Origin of the sequence: Qipengyuania sphaerica (assembly GCF_019711595.1) — a bacterium.
GTDB lineage: Bacteria > Pseudomonadota > Alphaproteobacteria > Sphingomonadales > Sphingomonadaceae > Qipengyuania > Qipengyuania sphaerica.
In genome coordinates this window covers 315,874-332,059 of record NZ_JAIGNR010000003.1, presented here as the reverse complement: position 1 = coordinate 332,059, position 16,186 = coordinate 315,874, and the positions used below count along the sequence as shown (strand labels likewise).

At 64.0% G+C, this 16,186-nt stretch carries 16 protein-coding genes; 6 read left to right on the top strand and 10 right to left on the bottom strand.

The window, feature by feature from the left end:
- Positions 1–166: 166 nt before the first annotated feature.
- The 4 genes from K3178_RS11505 (at position 167) to K3178_RS11490 (ending at position 5,403) form a co-directional block, all read left to right on the top strand.
- Positions 167–1,831, top strand: coding sequence for a peptide MFS transporter (locus tag K3178_RS11505; protein ID WP_221571561.1), 1,665 nt, complete (start codon positions 167–169; stop codon positions 1,829–1,831).
- Positions 1,832–1,937: 106 nt separating this feature from the next.
- Positions 1,938–3,314: an amidohydrolase gene (locus K3178_RS11500; RefSeq protein WP_247713734.1), complete on the top strand. Its 1,377-nt coding sequence runs from the start codon at positions 1,938–1,940 to the stop codon at positions 3,312–3,314.
- Positions 3,311–4,681 carry an amidohydrolase family protein gene (locus K3178_RS11495; RefSeq protein ID WP_221571559.1) on the top strand — a complete coding sequence of 457 codons (1,371 nt, stop codon included), beginning with the start codon at positions 3,311–3,313 and terminating at the stop codon, positions 4,679–4,681. Before K3178_RS11500 ends, K3178_RS11495 begins: the two co-directional genes overlap by 4 nt.
- Before the next feature lie 41 nt (positions 4,682–4,722).
- The gene (locus tag K3178_RS11490; protein WP_221571558.1) at positions 4,723–5,403 is read left to right on the top strand and encodes an NnrU family protein; all 681 of its coding nucleotides are present in this window, start codon (positions 4,723–4,725) and stop codon (positions 5,401–5,403) included.
- 3 nt (positions 5,404–5,406) lie between these two features.
- On the opposite strand, the gene K3178_RS11485 is transcribed toward K3178_RS11490, so the two are convergent.
- The 10 genes from K3178_RS11485 to rpe form a co-directional block, all read right to left on the bottom strand.
- The gene (locus tag K3178_RS11485) at positions 5,407–5,790 is read right to left on the bottom strand and encodes a hypothetical protein (protein WP_221571557.1); all 384 of its coding nucleotides are present in this window, start codon (positions 5,788–5,790) and stop codon (positions 5,407–5,409) included.
- Complete coding sequence (locus K3178_RS11480; protein WP_221571556.1) at positions 5,757–6,134, bottom strand: hypothetical protein; 378 nt, start codon at positions 6,132–6,134, stop codon at positions 5,757–5,759. Before K3178_RS11480 ends, K3178_RS11485 begins: the two co-directional genes overlap by 34 nt.
- Positions 6,135–6,172: 38 nt before the next feature.
- Positions 6,173–6,970 (bottom strand): crotonase/enoyl-CoA hydratase family protein, encoded by a 798-nt coding sequence (locus K3178_RS11475; protein ID WP_221571555.1) that lies wholly within the window; start codon positions 6,968–6,970, stop codon positions 6,173–6,175.
- Positions 6,971–7,019: 49 nt separating this feature from the next.
- Entirely contained in the window at positions 7,020–7,847 is an 828-nt protein-coding gene (locus K3178_RS11470; RefSeq protein WP_221571554.1) for a hypothetical protein, read from the bottom strand.
- Between the two features lie 62 nt (positions 7,848–7,909).
- The gene (gene dxs, locus K3178_RS11465) at positions 7,910–9,832 is read right to left on the bottom strand and encodes a 1-deoxy-D-xylulose-5-phosphate synthase (protein WP_221571553.1); all 1,923 of its coding nucleotides are present in this window, start codon (positions 9,830–9,832) and stop codon (positions 7,910–7,912) included.
- Between the two features lie 103 nt (positions 9,833–9,935).
- Complete coding sequence (locus K3178_RS11460; protein WP_221571552.1) at positions 9,936–10,403, bottom strand: Fur family transcriptional regulator; 468 nt, start codon at positions 10,401–10,403, stop codon at positions 9,936–9,938.
- 36 nt (positions 10,404–10,439) lie between these two features.
- Positions 10,440–11,120, bottom strand: a complete 681-nt coding sequence (msrA, locus tag K3178_RS11455; RefSeq protein ID WP_221571551.1) for a peptide-methionine (S)-S-oxide reductase MsrA — start codon at positions 11,118–11,120, stop codon at positions 10,440–10,442.
- A gap of 228 nt (positions 11,121–11,348) precedes the next feature.
- Complete coding sequence (gene purH, locus K3178_RS11450; RefSeq protein WP_221571550.1) at positions 11,349–12,935, bottom strand: bifunctional phosphoribosylaminoimidazolecarboxamide formyltransferase/IMP cyclohydrolase; 1,587 nt, start codon at positions 12,933–12,935, stop codon at positions 11,349–11,351.
- Positions 12,936–12,942: 7 nt separating this feature from the next.
- Positions 12,943–14,877 (bottom strand): heparinase II/III family protein, encoded by a 1,935-nt coding sequence (locus tag K3178_RS11445; protein WP_221571549.1) that lies wholly within the window; start codon positions 14,875–14,877, stop codon positions 12,943–12,945.
- A complete protein-coding gene (gene rpe / locus K3178_RS11440) occupies positions 14,874–15,572 on the bottom strand; it encodes a ribulose-phosphate 3-epimerase (RefSeq protein ID WP_221571548.1) in 699 nt (232 codons plus the stop codon). The genes K3178_RS11445 and rpe overlap by 4 nt, the downstream gene beginning before the upstream one ends.
- A 143-nt stretch (positions 15,573–15,715) precedes the next feature.
- Here rpe and K3178_RS11435 point away from each other — a divergent pair, with 143 nt between their 5' ends.
- Positions 15,716–15,985: a PqqD family protein gene (locus tag K3178_RS11435; RefSeq protein WP_221571547.1), complete on the top strand. Its 270-nt coding sequence runs from the start codon at positions 15,716–15,718 to the stop codon at positions 15,983–15,985.
- A 57-nt stretch (positions 15,986–16,042) separates the two neighbouring features.
- Positions 16,043–16,183: a hypothetical protein gene (locus K3178_RS11430; protein WP_221571546.1), complete on the top strand. Its 141-nt coding sequence runs from the start codon at positions 16,043–16,045 to the stop codon at positions 16,181–16,183.
- The last annotated feature ends 3 nt before the right edge of the window (positions 16,184–16,186 follow it).

The following is a 16,186-nucleotide window of genomic DNA, read 5'->3' as shown; positions in this document are numbered from 1 at the left end:
GCGCGGCGCGCAAGGTTCCCGCGCGGAGGGACCGCTCTCGAAGCCAAGGTGGTCGCGACTGTAACTAATGCTTCACATGCGCGCGCGAGACGCTAGGGTGCGCCGCTTCAAGGGAGAACCCCGCGCCGGACGCGGGCAATTGACAATAGAGGGATACCCCATTTTCATGGTCGAAGGCATGTTCTTCACATTCGACTCAGCGTTCGAAATGTGGACATTCAGAGTCGCAGTCGTTGCACTGGCGGCATTTCTCATCGGCGGCGTGGTTCTCATCACGCGTCCTCAGGCAGAGGTTATCGGGCATCCGAAAGGCCTGTTCCTGCTGTTCATGGCCGAAATGTGGGAGCGCTTCTCCTATTACGGCATGCGCGCCCTGCTGATCTTCTACCTCATCCAGCACTGGATGTTCGCGGAAGAGAAGGCCTATGTGATCTACGGGGCCTATACGGCGCTGGTCTACATCGCACCGGTTGTCGGCGGCTATCTGGCCGACCGCTATATCGGCCAGCGCAAAGCCGTGCTTTTCGGCGCCGTCCTGCTGACCTTCGGCCACTTCTTCATGGCCTTCGAAGGCGACGGATCGCTCGGCCAGGACAACCCCATGATCAATGTGTTCTGGGCTGCACTGGCCCTGATCATCGTCGGCTCGGGCTTCCTCAAAGCGAACATCTCGGTGATCGTCGGACAGCTCTATGCCCGCACCGACGTGCGCCGCGACCCGGCCTACACCATCTTCTACATGGGCATTAACGTCGGTGCGGCAACCGCATCGATCATCTGCGGCTATCTCGGCCAGACCTATGGCTGGGAATACGGCTTCGGCCTTGCCGGTGTCGGCATGCTCATCGGACTGATTTTCTTCATCGTCGGCAAGCCGCTGCTCATGGGCAAGGGCGAGCCAAAGGATCCCGAAGCGATCAAGGGCGGCAAGGAGTTCGTAGTCTACGGCCTCGGCCTCGCCATGGTCGCACTGTGCTGGCTCGCAATCCAGTACCAAGAACTGGTCGGCACCGTCCTTGGCGTTTTCGGCGGCGGTCTCGTGGCATACGTGCTGTTCACAGCAGTCACCAAGTTGGCACCCGACGAGCGTGACCGCATTTTCGCGGCCATGTTCCTTATCCTCGTGTCGATCGTCTTCTGGGCGCTGTTCGAGCAGGCGGGTTCGTCGCTCAACGTCTTCACCGATCGCCATGTCGATACGCAAGGCGTGAACGCCTCGATGTTCCAGTCGATCAACGCGATCTACATCGTGCTGCTGGCACCGCTCTTCGCGATGCTGTGGCAGGGTCTCGCGCGCAAGGGTGCGGAACCGAGCACGCCGATGAAGTTCGGCCTCGCCGTGATCCAGGTGGGTCTCGGCTTCCTCGTCCTCGTCTGGGGCGCGGAAAGCGCCGGCATCAACGTGCCGACGCCGGTCATCTTCATCTTCCTCATCTACCTGCTGCACACGACCGGCGAACTCTGCCTCAGCCCCGTGGGCCTGTCGGCAATGAACCGCCTGAGCCCGGGCCATATGGCCTCGCTCATCATGGGCACCTGGTTCTTCGCCTCGGCCACGGGTAACTTCGCAGCCGGCCTGATCGCTGCCGCTACCGGCGGCGAGGGTGTGGGTGAAGAGGCCGGCAAGCAGGTCGTCCTCGACGTCTACTCGACTGTGGGCTGGTATGCCGTCGGCATCGGTGTCGCGGTGATGGTGGTCAGCCCGCTGATCAAGCGCCTGATGCACCTCGACACGCTGCGCGACGACAATGTCGGCGACGACCTCGAAGGTCAGGCAGGTGCCGGCCTCGAAGCGCAGGAAGCGGGCGTCCACCCGACCACACGCGCCTGACACGAGATCGGGCCAATCGGCGAATAACCGGTCGGCTCCGACAAACGTGATTGACCGGATGGGCCGGGGCAGCAATGCTCCGGCCCGTTCTTTTATGGGGGACCCAATGCAGAAAGTCGTCCTGCTCGCATTGTCGGCGAGCCTCGCAGCCTGCGCTACCGCACAGGCGAAACCCGAAGGCGCCTCGCCATCAACGAAAGCCTGGACGGCACCCAAGGGGGTGGATGAGAGGGCGCCTTTCGCCTCGACTTACGAGCCCTATCCCGGCCTGCCGACCGCACTCGTCGGCGCAACCGTTTACGACGGTGCGGGCGGCCGGATCGACAATGGCACCGTCCTGTTCCGCGACGGCGAGGTCGTGGCGGTGGGGGATGGGAGCCTCTCGACGGAGGGCTATCGACGGATCGAAGCAGCGGGCAAGTTCGTTACCCCCGGCATCATCGACATCCATTCGCACCTCGGAAATTATCCGAGCCCGGCGGTCGACGCGCATTCGGACGGGAATGAGGCGACCAGTCCGGCCACGCCCGAAGTCTGGACCGAACATTCGGTCTGGCCGCAGGACCCCGGCTTCAGCCGCGCGCTTGCCAATGGCGGCGTCACCAGCCTGCAGATCCTCCCCGGCTCTGCGAACCTGATGGGCGGGCGATCGGCCACGCTCAAGAACGTCCCCAGCCGCACCGTGCAGGGGATGAAGTTTCCCGGCGCGCCTTATGGCTTCAAGATGGCCTGCGGCGAGAACCCCAAGCGGGTGTACGGAAACCGCAACCGGATGCCCGCGACGCGCATGGGCAATTTCGCGCTCAACCGGCAGACATGGCTCGATGCGCGCGCCTACGATGGCAAGAAGCGCGATCTCGCCAAGGAGACGCTGAAGGGTGTGCTCGAAGGCCAGATCCTCGTCCACAACCACTGCTACCGCGCGGACGAAATGGCCTTCGTGATCGATATGGCCAAGGAGATGGGGTACCGCGTCTCGACCTTCCACCACGCGGTCGAAAGCTACAAGATCGGCGACCTGCTGCGCGAAAACGGCATTTGCAGCGCGGTCTGGGCCGAATGGTACGGCGGCAAGATGGAACAGTATGATTCCATCCCCGAGAACGCTGCCCTGATCCACAATGCAGGGGCCTGCACCGTGATCCATTCGGACGACGAGATGGGCATCCAGCGCCTCAACCAGGAAGCCGCCAAGGCGCAGGGTGCAGGGCGGCGGATGGGGATCGATATTCCCGATGCCGAGGTGATCTCCTGGATCACGCTCAATCCCGCCAAGGCCATGGGCATCGACGCGATGACGGGCAGCCTTGCTCCCGGCAAGATGGCCGACGTGGTGCTATGGAACGGCGACCCGCTGTCGGTTTATTCGCGTCCCGAAAAGGTCTGGATCGACGGGGCGCTGATGTATGACATGCATGACCCGACGCTGAGACCGGTGAGCGATTTCGAGCTTGGCCATCCGGGTGAAGGAGACGTCAAATGAAGTGCGCTATCCTTCTTGCAGCTGCCAGCCTCGTCCTGTGCGCACAACCGGCCCTTGCGCAGGATTTCACGATCACGAACGCCACGGTCGCGGCGGGCGATGGGAGCGAGCCTGTCGCGGGCGCCACGGTTGTCGTTCGCAACGGACGGATCGCTTCAGTAGGGCGCGAAATCGATCCCGTCCGTTCGGGCGAGATCATCGACGGCACCGGCATGTGGGTCACTCCAGGCATTTTCGCCAGCATCACCACGCTCGGCATCGTCGATGTCGAGGCGGTTTCCGACAGCGACGATCGCGGTGCGGGCGGATCGCCCTTCTCTGCCGCACTCGACGTTTCGCCGGTGATCAATCCCGCCTCGCAAGGGATCGCCGTTGCAAGGACGGGCGGTGTCACGCGCGCCTCTGTCATGCCGATCGCCAGCGCGAGCATATTCGGCGGCCAGGGTGCCATCGTGGATCTCGGCGCCGACTTCAACGCGGTCACGCGTCCCCGCGCCTTCCAAGTGGTCGAAATGGGCGAGCGCGGCGGGCGGCTTGCGGGCGGAAGCCGCACATCCGCCCATGCCCTGCTGCGCAATGCCCTTCGCGAAGCGGCGCGCTACGGCGACGATGCGCGGCTGACAGGCAATACGCGCACCGGCCCCACCCGCACCGGCGACGACGTGCCGCTCGACCCGCGCATGACCGGCCGCGCAGAGCGGGACAGCGACGTGCTGCTCTCGCGCTTCGACGCAGCGGCCCTCGTCCCCGTGGTGAACGGACAGCAGAAACTTTACGTGAAGGTAGAAAGGGCCATCGATATCCTTTCGGCCATCGCGCTGCGCGAGGACTTCCCCAAGCTGGACATGGTGCTGGTCGGCGCGACCGAAGGCTGGATGGTGGCGGAGCGGATCGCTGCGGCAGGCGTGCCGGTGATAACGGTCGCGCTTCGCGATCTACCGGTGAGTTTCGAGCAGATGGCCGCTACGCAGAGCAATGTCGGCCGCATGGTCGATGCAGGCGTGACTGTGGCGATCGGCGGCTATGATTCGCGCGGCGACCTGCCGCATGGCCTGCCGCAGCAGGCGGGCAACATGGTTGCGATCAGCCGGGTGCCGGGCGCCACCGGTCTGACCTGGGGCGAGGCATTTGCGACGATCACTTCGGTCCCGGCGCGGATCGCGGGACTGGCCGATACGGGCGTGCTGGAGGGCGGCGCACGGGGCGACCTCGTCCTGTGGGACGGCGACCCGCTCGAGCTCGACAGCGCACCGGTGAAGGTCTGGATCGACGGTGTCGAACAGCCATTGGGCAACCATCGCACGCGCCTGCGCGATCGCTACCGCGATCTCGACGAAAGCGACCTACCCAAGGGATATGACCGCTAGGCATTTCCTGTGATAGGCATGCGGGCAAGGGAGGAATTGCCATGGACCCGCTGACTTCGCTTGCTGCTGCATCGCTTGCCTTCGTCGGCACGCATTTCGCACTCTCGCATCCGCTGCGCGCGCCGATCGTGAAGACCATCGGCGAGAACGGGTTTCGCGGGCTCTATTCGCTGGTCGCGCTAGGCACTTTCATCTGGGCCGTGATGGCCTTTCGCGATGTCGGGCCGGGCGGACAGCCGCTGTGGGATGGCATGGGCGAGGTCGTCTGGATCGTGGCGAGTGCGATCATGCTGCTCGCCTCCGTACTGCTGGCGGGGAGCTTTATCGGCAATCCCGCCCTGCCTGCACCCGGTGCCGATAAGCTGGCAGCAAAAGAGCCGCACGGTGTTTTCCATGTCACCCGCCACCCGATGATGTGGAGCTTCGCGCTATGGGCGGCGACGCATGTTCTGCTCAGCCCAACCCCTCGGCAGCTGGTAATGGCAGGGGCCGTTGGTTTCCTCGCCGTGGTCGGCGCAAACATGCAGGACCGCAAGAAAGAGGCGCTGATGGGAGAGGCCTGGGCGGGCTGGGAAGCGAAGACCAGTTACTGGCCGCGCTTTGGCGGATTGGCGCGAGCGGGTGCCGTCGCGTGGATCGGCGGGATCGTCATCTGGCTGGCGGCGACCTATGGTCACATCCATGCGAACGGAATTCCCGCCGGCATCTGGCGCTGGGCGTAGCGACTAGTCGCAGCCTTCCCAATGCCGCGCGAGCAAGGCGCGCCATGCTTGCTCCCCGCGCGTCGTGTCGATCAGGCGCAAGCGAAGGTCGCGATATTCGGAATGGTTGGGAATGGGCATGACGGCATCGAGCAGACGGCCGTCCTCGGCGAACCAGAATTCTCCCCGATCTGAGCCAAGCGCCGTGCCGCCTGCGTGATAGTAGTGGAATTGATTTCCGCGATGCTCACCCGATTCCGCGTATGTCATTTCCAGCCGGCCGAGATTGGACAGGCTGACGCCGTTCTTGATCCAGAATAGCGGAAGGTCGACGGCGAAATCCTCACCGAGCAGGATTTCACGCGGAGGGTGAGCTATCCATTCGGAAAAGTCGAAATCGTAGAGCACCCAGCGCTCGTCGACCGGGACCGGTGCCAGTCCCGACTCCCTTCACCCGCATCGATGACCAGTGCACCTTCGCCCTCTCGGCTCAGCTTTGCCTGCACTGCCTGCCCTAGCTCGCGGGTCAGTCTCCCGCCCGCCAGCGAGAGGACCTGGCCGGTATCGCCATCCAGCCGTGCGGTAACATAGGCCGCGCTGGTGCACGGCTCGCGCATCTTCACGACATGCACCTCGTCCGGCGCGCGCGCAAAAACTGCGATCGTTTCGGCTTCGCTCCCGTCCTGTCCCGAGCGGATATAGGTAGATACGGGGCCCGCCGCGGCGATGGCGAAAACAGCTGTCGAGATCATGGGGCGTGTATTACTACATTAATACACTTAGTCAATATTTATCGACCCCGAAACTGCGGGGCGCGTTTCTCGAGCAGCGCATTGACGCCTTCCATATGGTCCTCGGTCGCGTGCATCAGCGCCTGCGCATTGGCAGCCATTTCGAGTGCTGCGTCATAGGTCACCGAGCGTCCCTGCCGCATGAGGTTCTTCGCCTGCCGCAAGGCGTGCGGGGGCATGGCCGCAACTTTGGCGGCGAGCGCCTGCGCCTCGTCCATCAGCGCCTCATGTTCGACCACGCGGCTCACCAGCCCCCAGTCGAGCGCTGTGGCCGCATCGATCACATCGCCCGTATAGAACAACTCCGCAGCTCGCGCCTCGCCGATGATGCGGGGAAGAATCCACGTGCCGCCATCGCCCGGAATGATGCCGAGCTTGAGGAAGGTGACCCCGAACTTCGCCTTGTCGCTGGCGATGCGCATGTCGGCGAGGCAGGCAAGGTCGCAGCCCAGCCCGATCGCCGGCCCGTTGACCGCCGCAACCAGCGGCACGCGCAGCGAGTAAAGCGCGCGCAGGATCTTGTGGATGTTGTTGCGATAGCCATCGGCGATTTCAGGCGCGGTGCCGCCGAAATTGCCGGTCTTTTCCTTCATCGCCTTGATGTCGCCACCCGCAGAAAAGGCGCGCCCCGCGCCGGTCAGGATAACGCAGCGGACATCGAGATCGGCATTGATGGCATCGCAAGCGGCGACGAAGGCATCCCCGTCCCCCGACGCGCCGAGCGGGTTCATGCTGTCGGGACGGTTGAGGGTGAGGGTGGAGACGTGGTCCGCTGTTGCGATATCGAGGAGACTCATACTCGTTTCCTTTCCCCTCTTGGCATCGCTTGCTTCGCCCACCTGCTCCTTACTGGAAGCTCCCTCCATGCGCGATGGCAAAGAGCTCGTCCTGGGCGAACGGTTTGATGACCCTATAGCTCAGGCTTTTACCGTCCACTGCAAGAATTTCGATCTCGGCACCATGGAGGCGGATGGTTGTCGGCAGCGTCGCCGCATCAAAGGAGACGCCCGGGTCGTCACCCTTGCGAGCCTTCCATACTCCTCCGACATCTTCGAAGGTTCGCAGAAGCTGGGCACGCTTGCCATTATCTACCGCAAAGCGCGCGAGGTAGCTTTCGCCCTTTTTATGGACGATGATCCCGGCACGAACCAGTCCGGGGCCGGACGCCGCTTTCGTCGTATAAGGCAGGGCAATGGGTTCGAACTTCGCGAGCAGTTGTATCTTAGTGAACTGGCCTTCCGCCGAGAAAGCGCGTCCGTAGTAATCGAAAATCCCATTGTCGTCAGGGTCGAGCAGGCAGAGGCGCTGCGTAGAGCTCTTGGGGCCGACAACCGAGCAATAGGTCGTCCCGTTGACGCTCCCCTTGGTGAGTCCGAAGCGCAGGAGCCTGAGCGAGCGCGGCCGATTGTCGCCCAGCCGGTTCGACAAGGTCAGTTGATGGTCCGGGTCCGGTATGGCCTCCAAAAGGGGCGAAAGGTCCTGTTCGAAAAGGAACTCGCCCAGTCCCGCCGAGGAAAGCTCGCCGCTCGCCACGTATGGTTTGGGCGATAATGCCCAGGCAAGATCGCTCATGCGATTGACCAGTTCATTGGCGTTTACAGGTCCTGCGAACAGACCGATCACACCGATCGTGGTAGCCGCCAGGGCTGCGACCCGGCTACGCATCTTCAACAATTCGAATTCCCTTCGGAAAGATTTCCTCGGCCTCGCTATCACGTTTGGCCGGAAAAAGAATATCAGGCTCGCGCCTCTTCCACGCCCGCGCTGTTGTGCCTCAGCGCATTCAGCACCGTATCGACGATATGCGGCGCGTTGAGACCCGCCTCGTCATACTGCTTCGTCGGATCGTCCTGGTCCTGGAAGATATCGGGCAGGCGCATGGTGCGCACCTTGAGGCCGGTGTCGGTCAGGCCCTCGTCCGAGGCAAAGGTCAGCACGTGTGCGCCGAGGCCGCCGATGGCGCCTTCCTCGATCGTCACCACCACCTCGTGGGTGCGCATCAGCTTTTCGATCAGCGCAGTATCGAGCGGCTTGGCGAAGCGCATGTCTGCAACCGTCGTGGATAGGCCCTTGGCTTCGAGCTGGTCGGCAGCCTTCTTGGCCTCTTCCAGTCTCGCGCCGAGTGACAGGATGGCGACCTTGGAACCTTCGCGTACAATCCGGCCCTTGCCGATTTCGAGCTTCTCCAGCTTCTCCGGAATCTCAACGCCGGTGCCCGCGCCGCGCGGGTAGCGGAAGGCGATGGGGCCGTCGTCATATTGCGCGGCGGTATAGGTCATATGGGCCAGTTCCGCCTCGTCGGCGGCGGCCATGACGACCATGTTGGGCAGCGTAGCGAGATAGGTGATGTCGAAGCTGCCGGCATGGGTGCAGCCGTCCGCACCCACGAGCCCTGCGCGGTCGATGGCGAAGCGCACGGGCAGGTTCTGGATCGCCACATCGTGCACGACCTGGTCGTAGGCGCGCTGGAGGAAGGTCGAATAGATCGCGGCGAAGGGACGCATGCCCTCGGCGGCAAGGCCGGCGGCGAAGGTCACGCCGTGCTGTTCGGCGATGCCGACGTCGAAGGCCTTGTCGGGATGCGCCTTGGCGAACTTGTCGACTCCCGTGCCGCTCGGCATGGCGGCGGTGATGGCGCAGATGCGCGGGTCGGTATCGGCGATCTTGGCGAGCGTTTCGCCGAAGACGTTCTGGTAGGCGGGCGGTCCGCCGGATGACTTCTTCTGCTCGCCGGTGACGACATCGAACTTGGCGACGCCGTGATACTTGTCGGCGCTGTTTTCCGCCGGTGCGTAGCCCTTGCCCTTCTTGGTGACGACGTGGATCAGGACCGGGCCCTCCTCGCTGTCGCGCACGTTTTCGAGCACGGGGATGAGGTGGTCGAGATTGTGCCCGTCGATCGGGCCGACGTAATAGAAGCCCAATTCCTCGAACATGGTCCCGCCGGTGACCATGCCGCGCGCGTATTCCTCGGCCTTTTCCAGCCCGCCCCACACGCGGCGCCCAAGCTTCTTGGCGATGCGCGAGGCCATGCTGCGCAGGCCGAGGTATTCACTGCTCGACACCATGCGCGCCAGATAGGCCGACAGGCCGCCAACCGGCGGCGCGATCGACATGTCGTTGTCGTTGAGGATAACCACGAGGCGATTGCCTGCCTGTTCGGCATTGTTCATCGCCTCATAGGCCATGCCGGCGCTCATCGCGCCGTCGCCGATTACCGCGATGCCGCGGCCCGGGCGCCCTTGCATCTTGTTCGCCATCGCGAAGCCGAGCGCCGCACTAATCGAGGTCGAGGAGTGCGCCGCACCGAAAGGGTCGTATTCGCTTTCCGCGCGCTTGGTGAAACCGCTGAGACCGCCACCCTGGCGCAGCGTGCGAATCCGGTCGCGGCGGCCGGTGAGGATCTTGTGCGGATAACACTGGTGACCAACATCCCAGATGAGCTTGTCGGTCGGGGTGTCGAACACGTAGTGGATGGCTGTGGTCAGCTCGACCACGCCAAGGCCCGAACCAAGGTGTCCGCCCGTCGTGCCGACAGCATCGATCATCTCGGCGCGGAGTTCATCCGACAGTTGGCGTAGCTGGTCCTGCTCAAGCTTGCGAAGGTCTGCGGGGGTATCGACCGTGTCGAGCAGCGGCGTCTTGGGGCGTTCACTCATACGAATGCTCTACACTCGGTTTTCGAAACTGTCGATGAACGGTTCATCGATAAAAATGCACGTTCTGTCGTAGTGCGGCACAGTCGTCGCCTCGGACGCGCCGTCAGGCGGCACAATCGTCGCACAGGCCGCGCAATTCGACCACGGGGCGCACGTCGGTAAAGCCTGCGTCCTTGCCCGCTTCGCGCAGCGCGCCCGTGACGCGGTCATCGTCGATGTGCGTCGCCTTCCCGCAATCGTCGCAGATCAGGAAGATGCAATCGTGGCGGCAGCCCGGGTGCGTGTTAACGAGGTAGGCGTTGGCGCTTTCGATCCGGTTGGCGAGATTGGTGCGCACGAAGAGATCGAGGATGCGGTAGACGCTGTTGGGCGCCACCCGCTTTCCACGCGCCGCCGAGAGATTGTCCGCGATGTCGTAGGCGCTGGCAGGCTTTTCATGCCGCGCGAGTTCCTCGAAGACGGACTGGCGCATGCCGGTCCATTGTTCGCCGTTGTCGGTAAGCGTCATGCGGGCCGCGTCGATCAGCGCGTCGCCCGAATGTTCCTTATGTGCGTGTGCGTGTCCTGCCATGGGCGAGAGGTAGGCTCGCGCGCGAGGCTTCGCAAGTCAGTCGCGCTTGAACTCGGACCGGTAGACGCCCGGATAGAGGCGTTTCAGGGCCGCCACCTTGGGCGCGTCCCAGCGCACGATATAACCGTGGCGCGGGTTCTTGGCGGCAAAGTCCTGGTGGTATTCCTCTGCTGCATAGAAAGTGCGCGCCGGTTCGATGCTCGTTACGATCGGCCGGTCCCACTTCCCGCTTTTCTTCAGCTGCGCGAGATAGGCGCTCGCCACCGCGCGCTGCTCGGCGGAAACCGGGACCAGCTCGGCATTATAGTGTGGCCCGCGGTCGGGACCCTGGCGATTCTTGAGCGTTGGGTCGATCACCACCGAGAAGAAGATGCGCAGCAGCTGGTCATAGCGAATGACCTTGGGGTCATAGGTGACCTTCACGGCCTCGACATGATCGGTCACGCCGGAGGAGACAAGTTTGTACTGTGCCTGGCGCTGGGTGCCGCCGTGATAGCCTGAGACGGCGCTGGTGACGCCCTTGGTGTGGCTGAAAACAGCCTCGACGCCCCAGAAGCAGCCACCGGCAAAGATAGCGGTCTTGAGTCCGCCTGATTCCTTGGCCGTGCGCTGGGCGGCAGGGGCTTCGACCACCTTCTCGGCGGCAAGCGCGGGCTGCTGGCAGGCGCCGGTCAATGCGAGTGCCCCAGCCGCAAGGAGGAGGGGCAGGCGGCGCATCAGATAATCGCTGCGATCGCGGAGACGATCTCGCCACCGTTGGCGAAGGCAACGACGAAGGCTCCGGCAAGGAAACCGATGCCGAAATTGCGGTAGAGGTCGGGGGTGAAGAGGCTCATGTTCTGTTCTTTCGTAGGAATATCCTACGTGGTTACACGTCGTGCGATTGCAACGTCCTGAATGCGTCGGTTGTGAAGCGTTCAGCCGGAGGGCCGAACCGTTTCGGGACTAGTGCCGAAAGTGTCTCATTCCGGTAAACACCATCGCAAGATCTTGCTCGTCGGCCGCTGCAATGACCTCCTCGTCGCGGATCGAACCGCCCGGCTGGATGATCGCGGTCGCACCCGCCTCCGCAGCGGCCAGCAGGCCATCGGCGAAGGGGAAGAATGCGTCCGAAGCAACTGCGCTGCCTACGGTGCGGCTCTGGTCCCAGCCGTATTTCTCGGCCGCTTCGGCTGCCTTCATCGCCGCGATGCGCGAGGAATCGCGGCGGTTCATCTGGCCAGCACCGATGCCCGCCGTCGCGCCGTCCTTGGCATAGACGATGGCGTTCGACTTGACGTGGCGCGCAACGGTCCAGGCGAAGAGGCAATCCTTCAGCTCCTGCTCTGTCGGCTCGCGCTTGGTGACGACCTTCAGGTCCGCCTCGGAGATCGCGCCATTGTCGCGCGTTTGTACCAGCAGGCCGCCGGTGATCGGCTTGACCAGCAGGCCGCCGCGGCGCGGATCGGGCAGGTCGCCGGTGACGAGCAGGCGCAGGTTCTTCTTCTTCGCGAAGGCCTCGCGCGCGGAATCGCTGACCGTGGGCGCAATGACCACTTCGGTAAAGATCTGGCAGATCGCCTCGGCGGTTTCGCCATCGAGTTCGGTATTGACCGCGACGATGCCGCCGAAAGCCGAAACACTGTCGCAGGCGAGCGCCTCGTTCCACGCGTCGATCAGCTTGCCGCTCTGCGCCACGCCGCAGGGGTTGGCGTGCTTGACGATGACCACCGCCGGGTCGCCGCCCGCAAATTCCGCGCAGAGTTCGAGCGCGGCATCGGCGTCGTTGTAATTGTTGTAGCTGAGTTCCTTGCCCTGCAGCTGTTCGGCCTGCGCGATGCCTTTCCCGTGCGGGCCGGCAGGCGTGTAGAGCGCGGCCTTCTGGTGCGGGTTTTCGCCATAGCGCAGCTCGACGGGCGCCTTGCCGTTTACGGCGAGGAAATCGGGGAAGGTCTGCTGCTGGTCAGCGAAAGCGAACCACTGGCTGATCATGCTGTCATAGGCAGCGGTCGCCGCGAAGGCCTTGGCCGCGCACTTGCGGCGGAAGTCGAGCGAAGTCGCACCGGTCGCTTCGAGTTCGCTCACCAACGTATCGTAGTCTGCCGGATCGGTGACTATGGTGACATACTGGTGGTTCTTCGCCGCGCTGCGGACCATGGACGGGCCGCCGATATCGATGTTCTCGATGATCTCGTCGCGTTCGGCGCCGCGCATCACGGTCGCCTCGAAGGGGTAGAGGTTGACCACCACGAGGTCGATCGCGCCGATGTCATGTTCGGACATGGCGGCGGCATGCTCGGGATTGTCGCGCACCGCTAGCAATCCGCCATGGACCATGGGGTGCAGCGTCTTGACGCGGCCGTCCATCATCTCGGGAAAGCCGGTGAGGTCGGACACGTCCTTTACCTCGAGCCCCGCTTCGCGCAGCGCCTTTGCCGTGCCACCGGTCGACACCAGTTCGACATTCTTGGCCGCCAGCGCCTTGCCCAGGTCCACCAATCCGCTCTTGTCGGACACCGAGAGCAGTGCCCGCTTGATCGCCACGTCAGTCACTTGGAAATCACCCCATTCGTTTAAGCAGCCAGGGGAAGCGTTCCCCGCCGCGCGCGGCCATGCCTTCGACCACGATCTGCTGCACGCCGTGCGGACGGCCATGGCCATCAACCCAGAGCGAATCCTCCAGCGTGCAGTGCGCCTCGCCGCTAGTGCCTGCGAGGCGGAATTGCCAGTAGCTTGCGTCGGGCAGGGCGAGATGCACGCCCATCCCGTCGTCGGTCAGCTTGGCATCGATCCCGCGTCCGAGGTGGAAGCGGATCGCAAAGCCGATCTTGCCGCGCTTACCCTTCTTGCCCGAAGGCTCGAGCACGTCCTCGCCGCGCAATTCGCTGCCGTCGTCCGACAGGATCAGGATGCGGCGATGCAGTAGCCCATGCCGCGCGGCATAGCCGTTGTGCGAGGCTTCGAGCCGTGTGCCCTCGCGCTGGTTGGTATGTACCGTCTCGCGGTGGAAATCGACTTCTTCGACACCCTTGCCGATCTGCCCGCCGATCAGCACCGCAGTGGAGTTGGCCTCGTCGAGCACCAGCGTCGAATGCGCCGAGGTGCCGCGCAGCCCCTGCTCGATCCGTGCAGGGACGAGTGCGCCAGCCAGTTCGGCGCCGCCGCAATTGACGATGATGCGATGGTTGCGATGCGAGAATTCGAAGGCGAGCGTGGAGGCGCAGCCGTGGCGTGCGTGGCGCGGCTTGGGCGGCGGTGCGGCATCGAATACCAGCACGCCGTCTTTCGAGCGAGCGCGCTGGTAACCCCAGTGGCGCGCTTCGAGCATGGGGCGCGCGCGGACGCCGCTCGCAGTGACCAGCGCATCGAGCGCAGGTTCGGACATGGCCGCACTGCCCTGCCAGCTGCCGAGGCCGCGGTCGCCCATCCGAAGGGAAAGAAGTGCAGGAACCAGCAAGCCGAGCATGGCGGCAAGCGCGGGTGGCGGGTCGCGCCGGACCGCCGCGTAGCAAGCGCGCAAATCGACCAGCAATGCAATCGCCTGCGCCTGCGCCGTGGGACTGCGCGAGAGCACGCCGCCATCGTCGCTGACCATTTCGCCAAGCGTACGGAGCAGGCCAGCCTCGCCGTGCAGCCTGCGCGGCTTGCCGTCGGTCAGCAGCAGGCCTGCCGCCACGATCCCGACCCAGCCGGTTACCTGCGCCAGCCTTCCCTCACCGCTTGCCACCTGCCGGTCGAGCCAGCGCGCCGTGGTTTCGATCGCGTCGAGCAGCGGTTCTTTAAGCTTCTCCCCCTCACCCGAAAGCAGAACCGGCGCGTGCACCAGCCAGTTGAGGAGGCGCAGCCCCGCAAGCTCGACATCCCACGCCGGACCCTTGCCCGGTTCGGGATTCTTGGCGAGCCACGCCTTGAAAATCCGCGTCGAGGTGTCGGCGCATTGTCCGCGCGGGGCCGAGGTCGACAGATCGCGCATCCAGGTGAAGCCATGGACGGCGCGCGCAAAGGGTGCGGTCAGTTTCGAAGGCGAGGCATAGTCGAGCTTGCCGATGGGCGCCTTGAGCCCCGCAACCTGGAAGTGCCCCGCGCGCAAGGCCATCCCGGCTGCGCGGTCGCCCGCAAGCGGGGTCTCGACCATTGCAAGGAGGCGCGGCTTGGCAGGTTTGCGCAGCGGCGCGCAGATGAAGCTCGCGGGAACGCCCATGCGGTAGGCCCAGCGCATGGCGGCGTGGACCGGCCCCGGATCGGGCAGGGCGAAATCGGCAGGAACGAGCGCGCGCGCCGGTTCCAGAGGTTCGGGGTCGTATTCGGGTTCGGGCGGAGGTGCCGGTGCTTTTTCGACCAGCGGCTCCGACTTGGCTTCTACGGTCTCTTCGACTTCGACTTCGGCCTCTTCCACCAGCGGCTCGGGATCACCGAACAACGGCAGGGCGACCTGCACTGCGCCGCTATCGCATTCGGTGTCGCGCTCGGCGAAGGCGGCACGGCCCTCGCTCATCCCTGCCCCTTCAAGGCGTTATCTTCCGCGCTACCGCTTCGCTGCTTGAGCGCGGCAATATTGGAAGCATATTTCTCCGGCCCGCCGCGGAAAGTCGCGGATCCTGCGACCAGCACGTCAGCACCCGCCTCGACGCAAAGCGGTGCTGTGGTCGGATCGACCCCGCCATCGACCTCGAGCCGGATATCCTTCCCGCTCTTGTCGATCATTTTCCGGATCGCCTCGATCTTCCTGAGCTGCGAATGGATGAAGCTCTGCCCGCCGAAACCGGGGTTCACGCTCATCACCAGCACGAGGTCGACTTCCTCGATGAGGTAGTCGAGCATCTTTGCGGGCGTGCCCGGATTGAGCACCACGCCAGCCTTCTTGCCGAGGTTCCTGATCGCCTGCAGCGTCCGGTGAATGTGCGGCCCCGCCTCGGGGTGGACGGTAATGATGTCCGCACCCGCTTCGGCGAAAGCCTCGAGATAGGGGTCGACCGGCGCGATCATCAGATGGACGTCGAAGGTCTTGTCCGTATGCGGGCGGAGCGCCTTCACCACCGCCGGACCGATGGTGATATTGGGAACGTAATGCCCGTCCATCACGTCGATATGGATCCAGTCGGCACCGGCCTCGTCGACCGCGCGAACCTCCTCGCCCAGCCGCGCGAAATCTGCGGAAAGGATGCTCGGAGAAATCAGCGGGACGGTCATGGCCTGTCGCGGCTTTCGGTTCGAAGGTTAGCCTGGATGCAGCCGAAATACCTCTCTCCACCTCTCTTCCACAAGATTCCCCACCGGCTTATCCACGAGCAGGCGGGCTTGGATTGCGCCCAAGGCAACGCTAGGAGGCGCGGATGGGCGCCATTCGCAAATGTACCGAGAACTTCATCGCAACCGTAGTCGACGACGAAGTGCTGATCGTCGACCTCGACGGGGGCGAGCTTTTTTCGCTCTCCGGCACGGGCCGCGCGGTGTGGGACGCAATCGACGGGACGCGAAGCGAAGAGGCGATCTCGGATCAGATGGCAGCCGCTCACGCGGGCGAGCGCGAGGCAATCGCAGCCGACGTCGCGGCTCTTATTAACGATCTTGAAAAGGCGGCGCTGGTAAAGCGCGAGGGATAGCCGCATTTTGACGTTAACGGGCAGCATGCTATTGTGCGGCAAAAGGGATTTCGAGCCATGAGCAACGACAAAACGGTCGCTTCGAGCACCAAGCCGCGCTGGGAAAAGCCCGAGCTGAAAAAGCTCGGCGCGCTGCGCGATATCGCCGGACCTGACGGCGTGGGGCTGCAGGCCGGCCCGAACATGCGTTCTTCCTGAGCG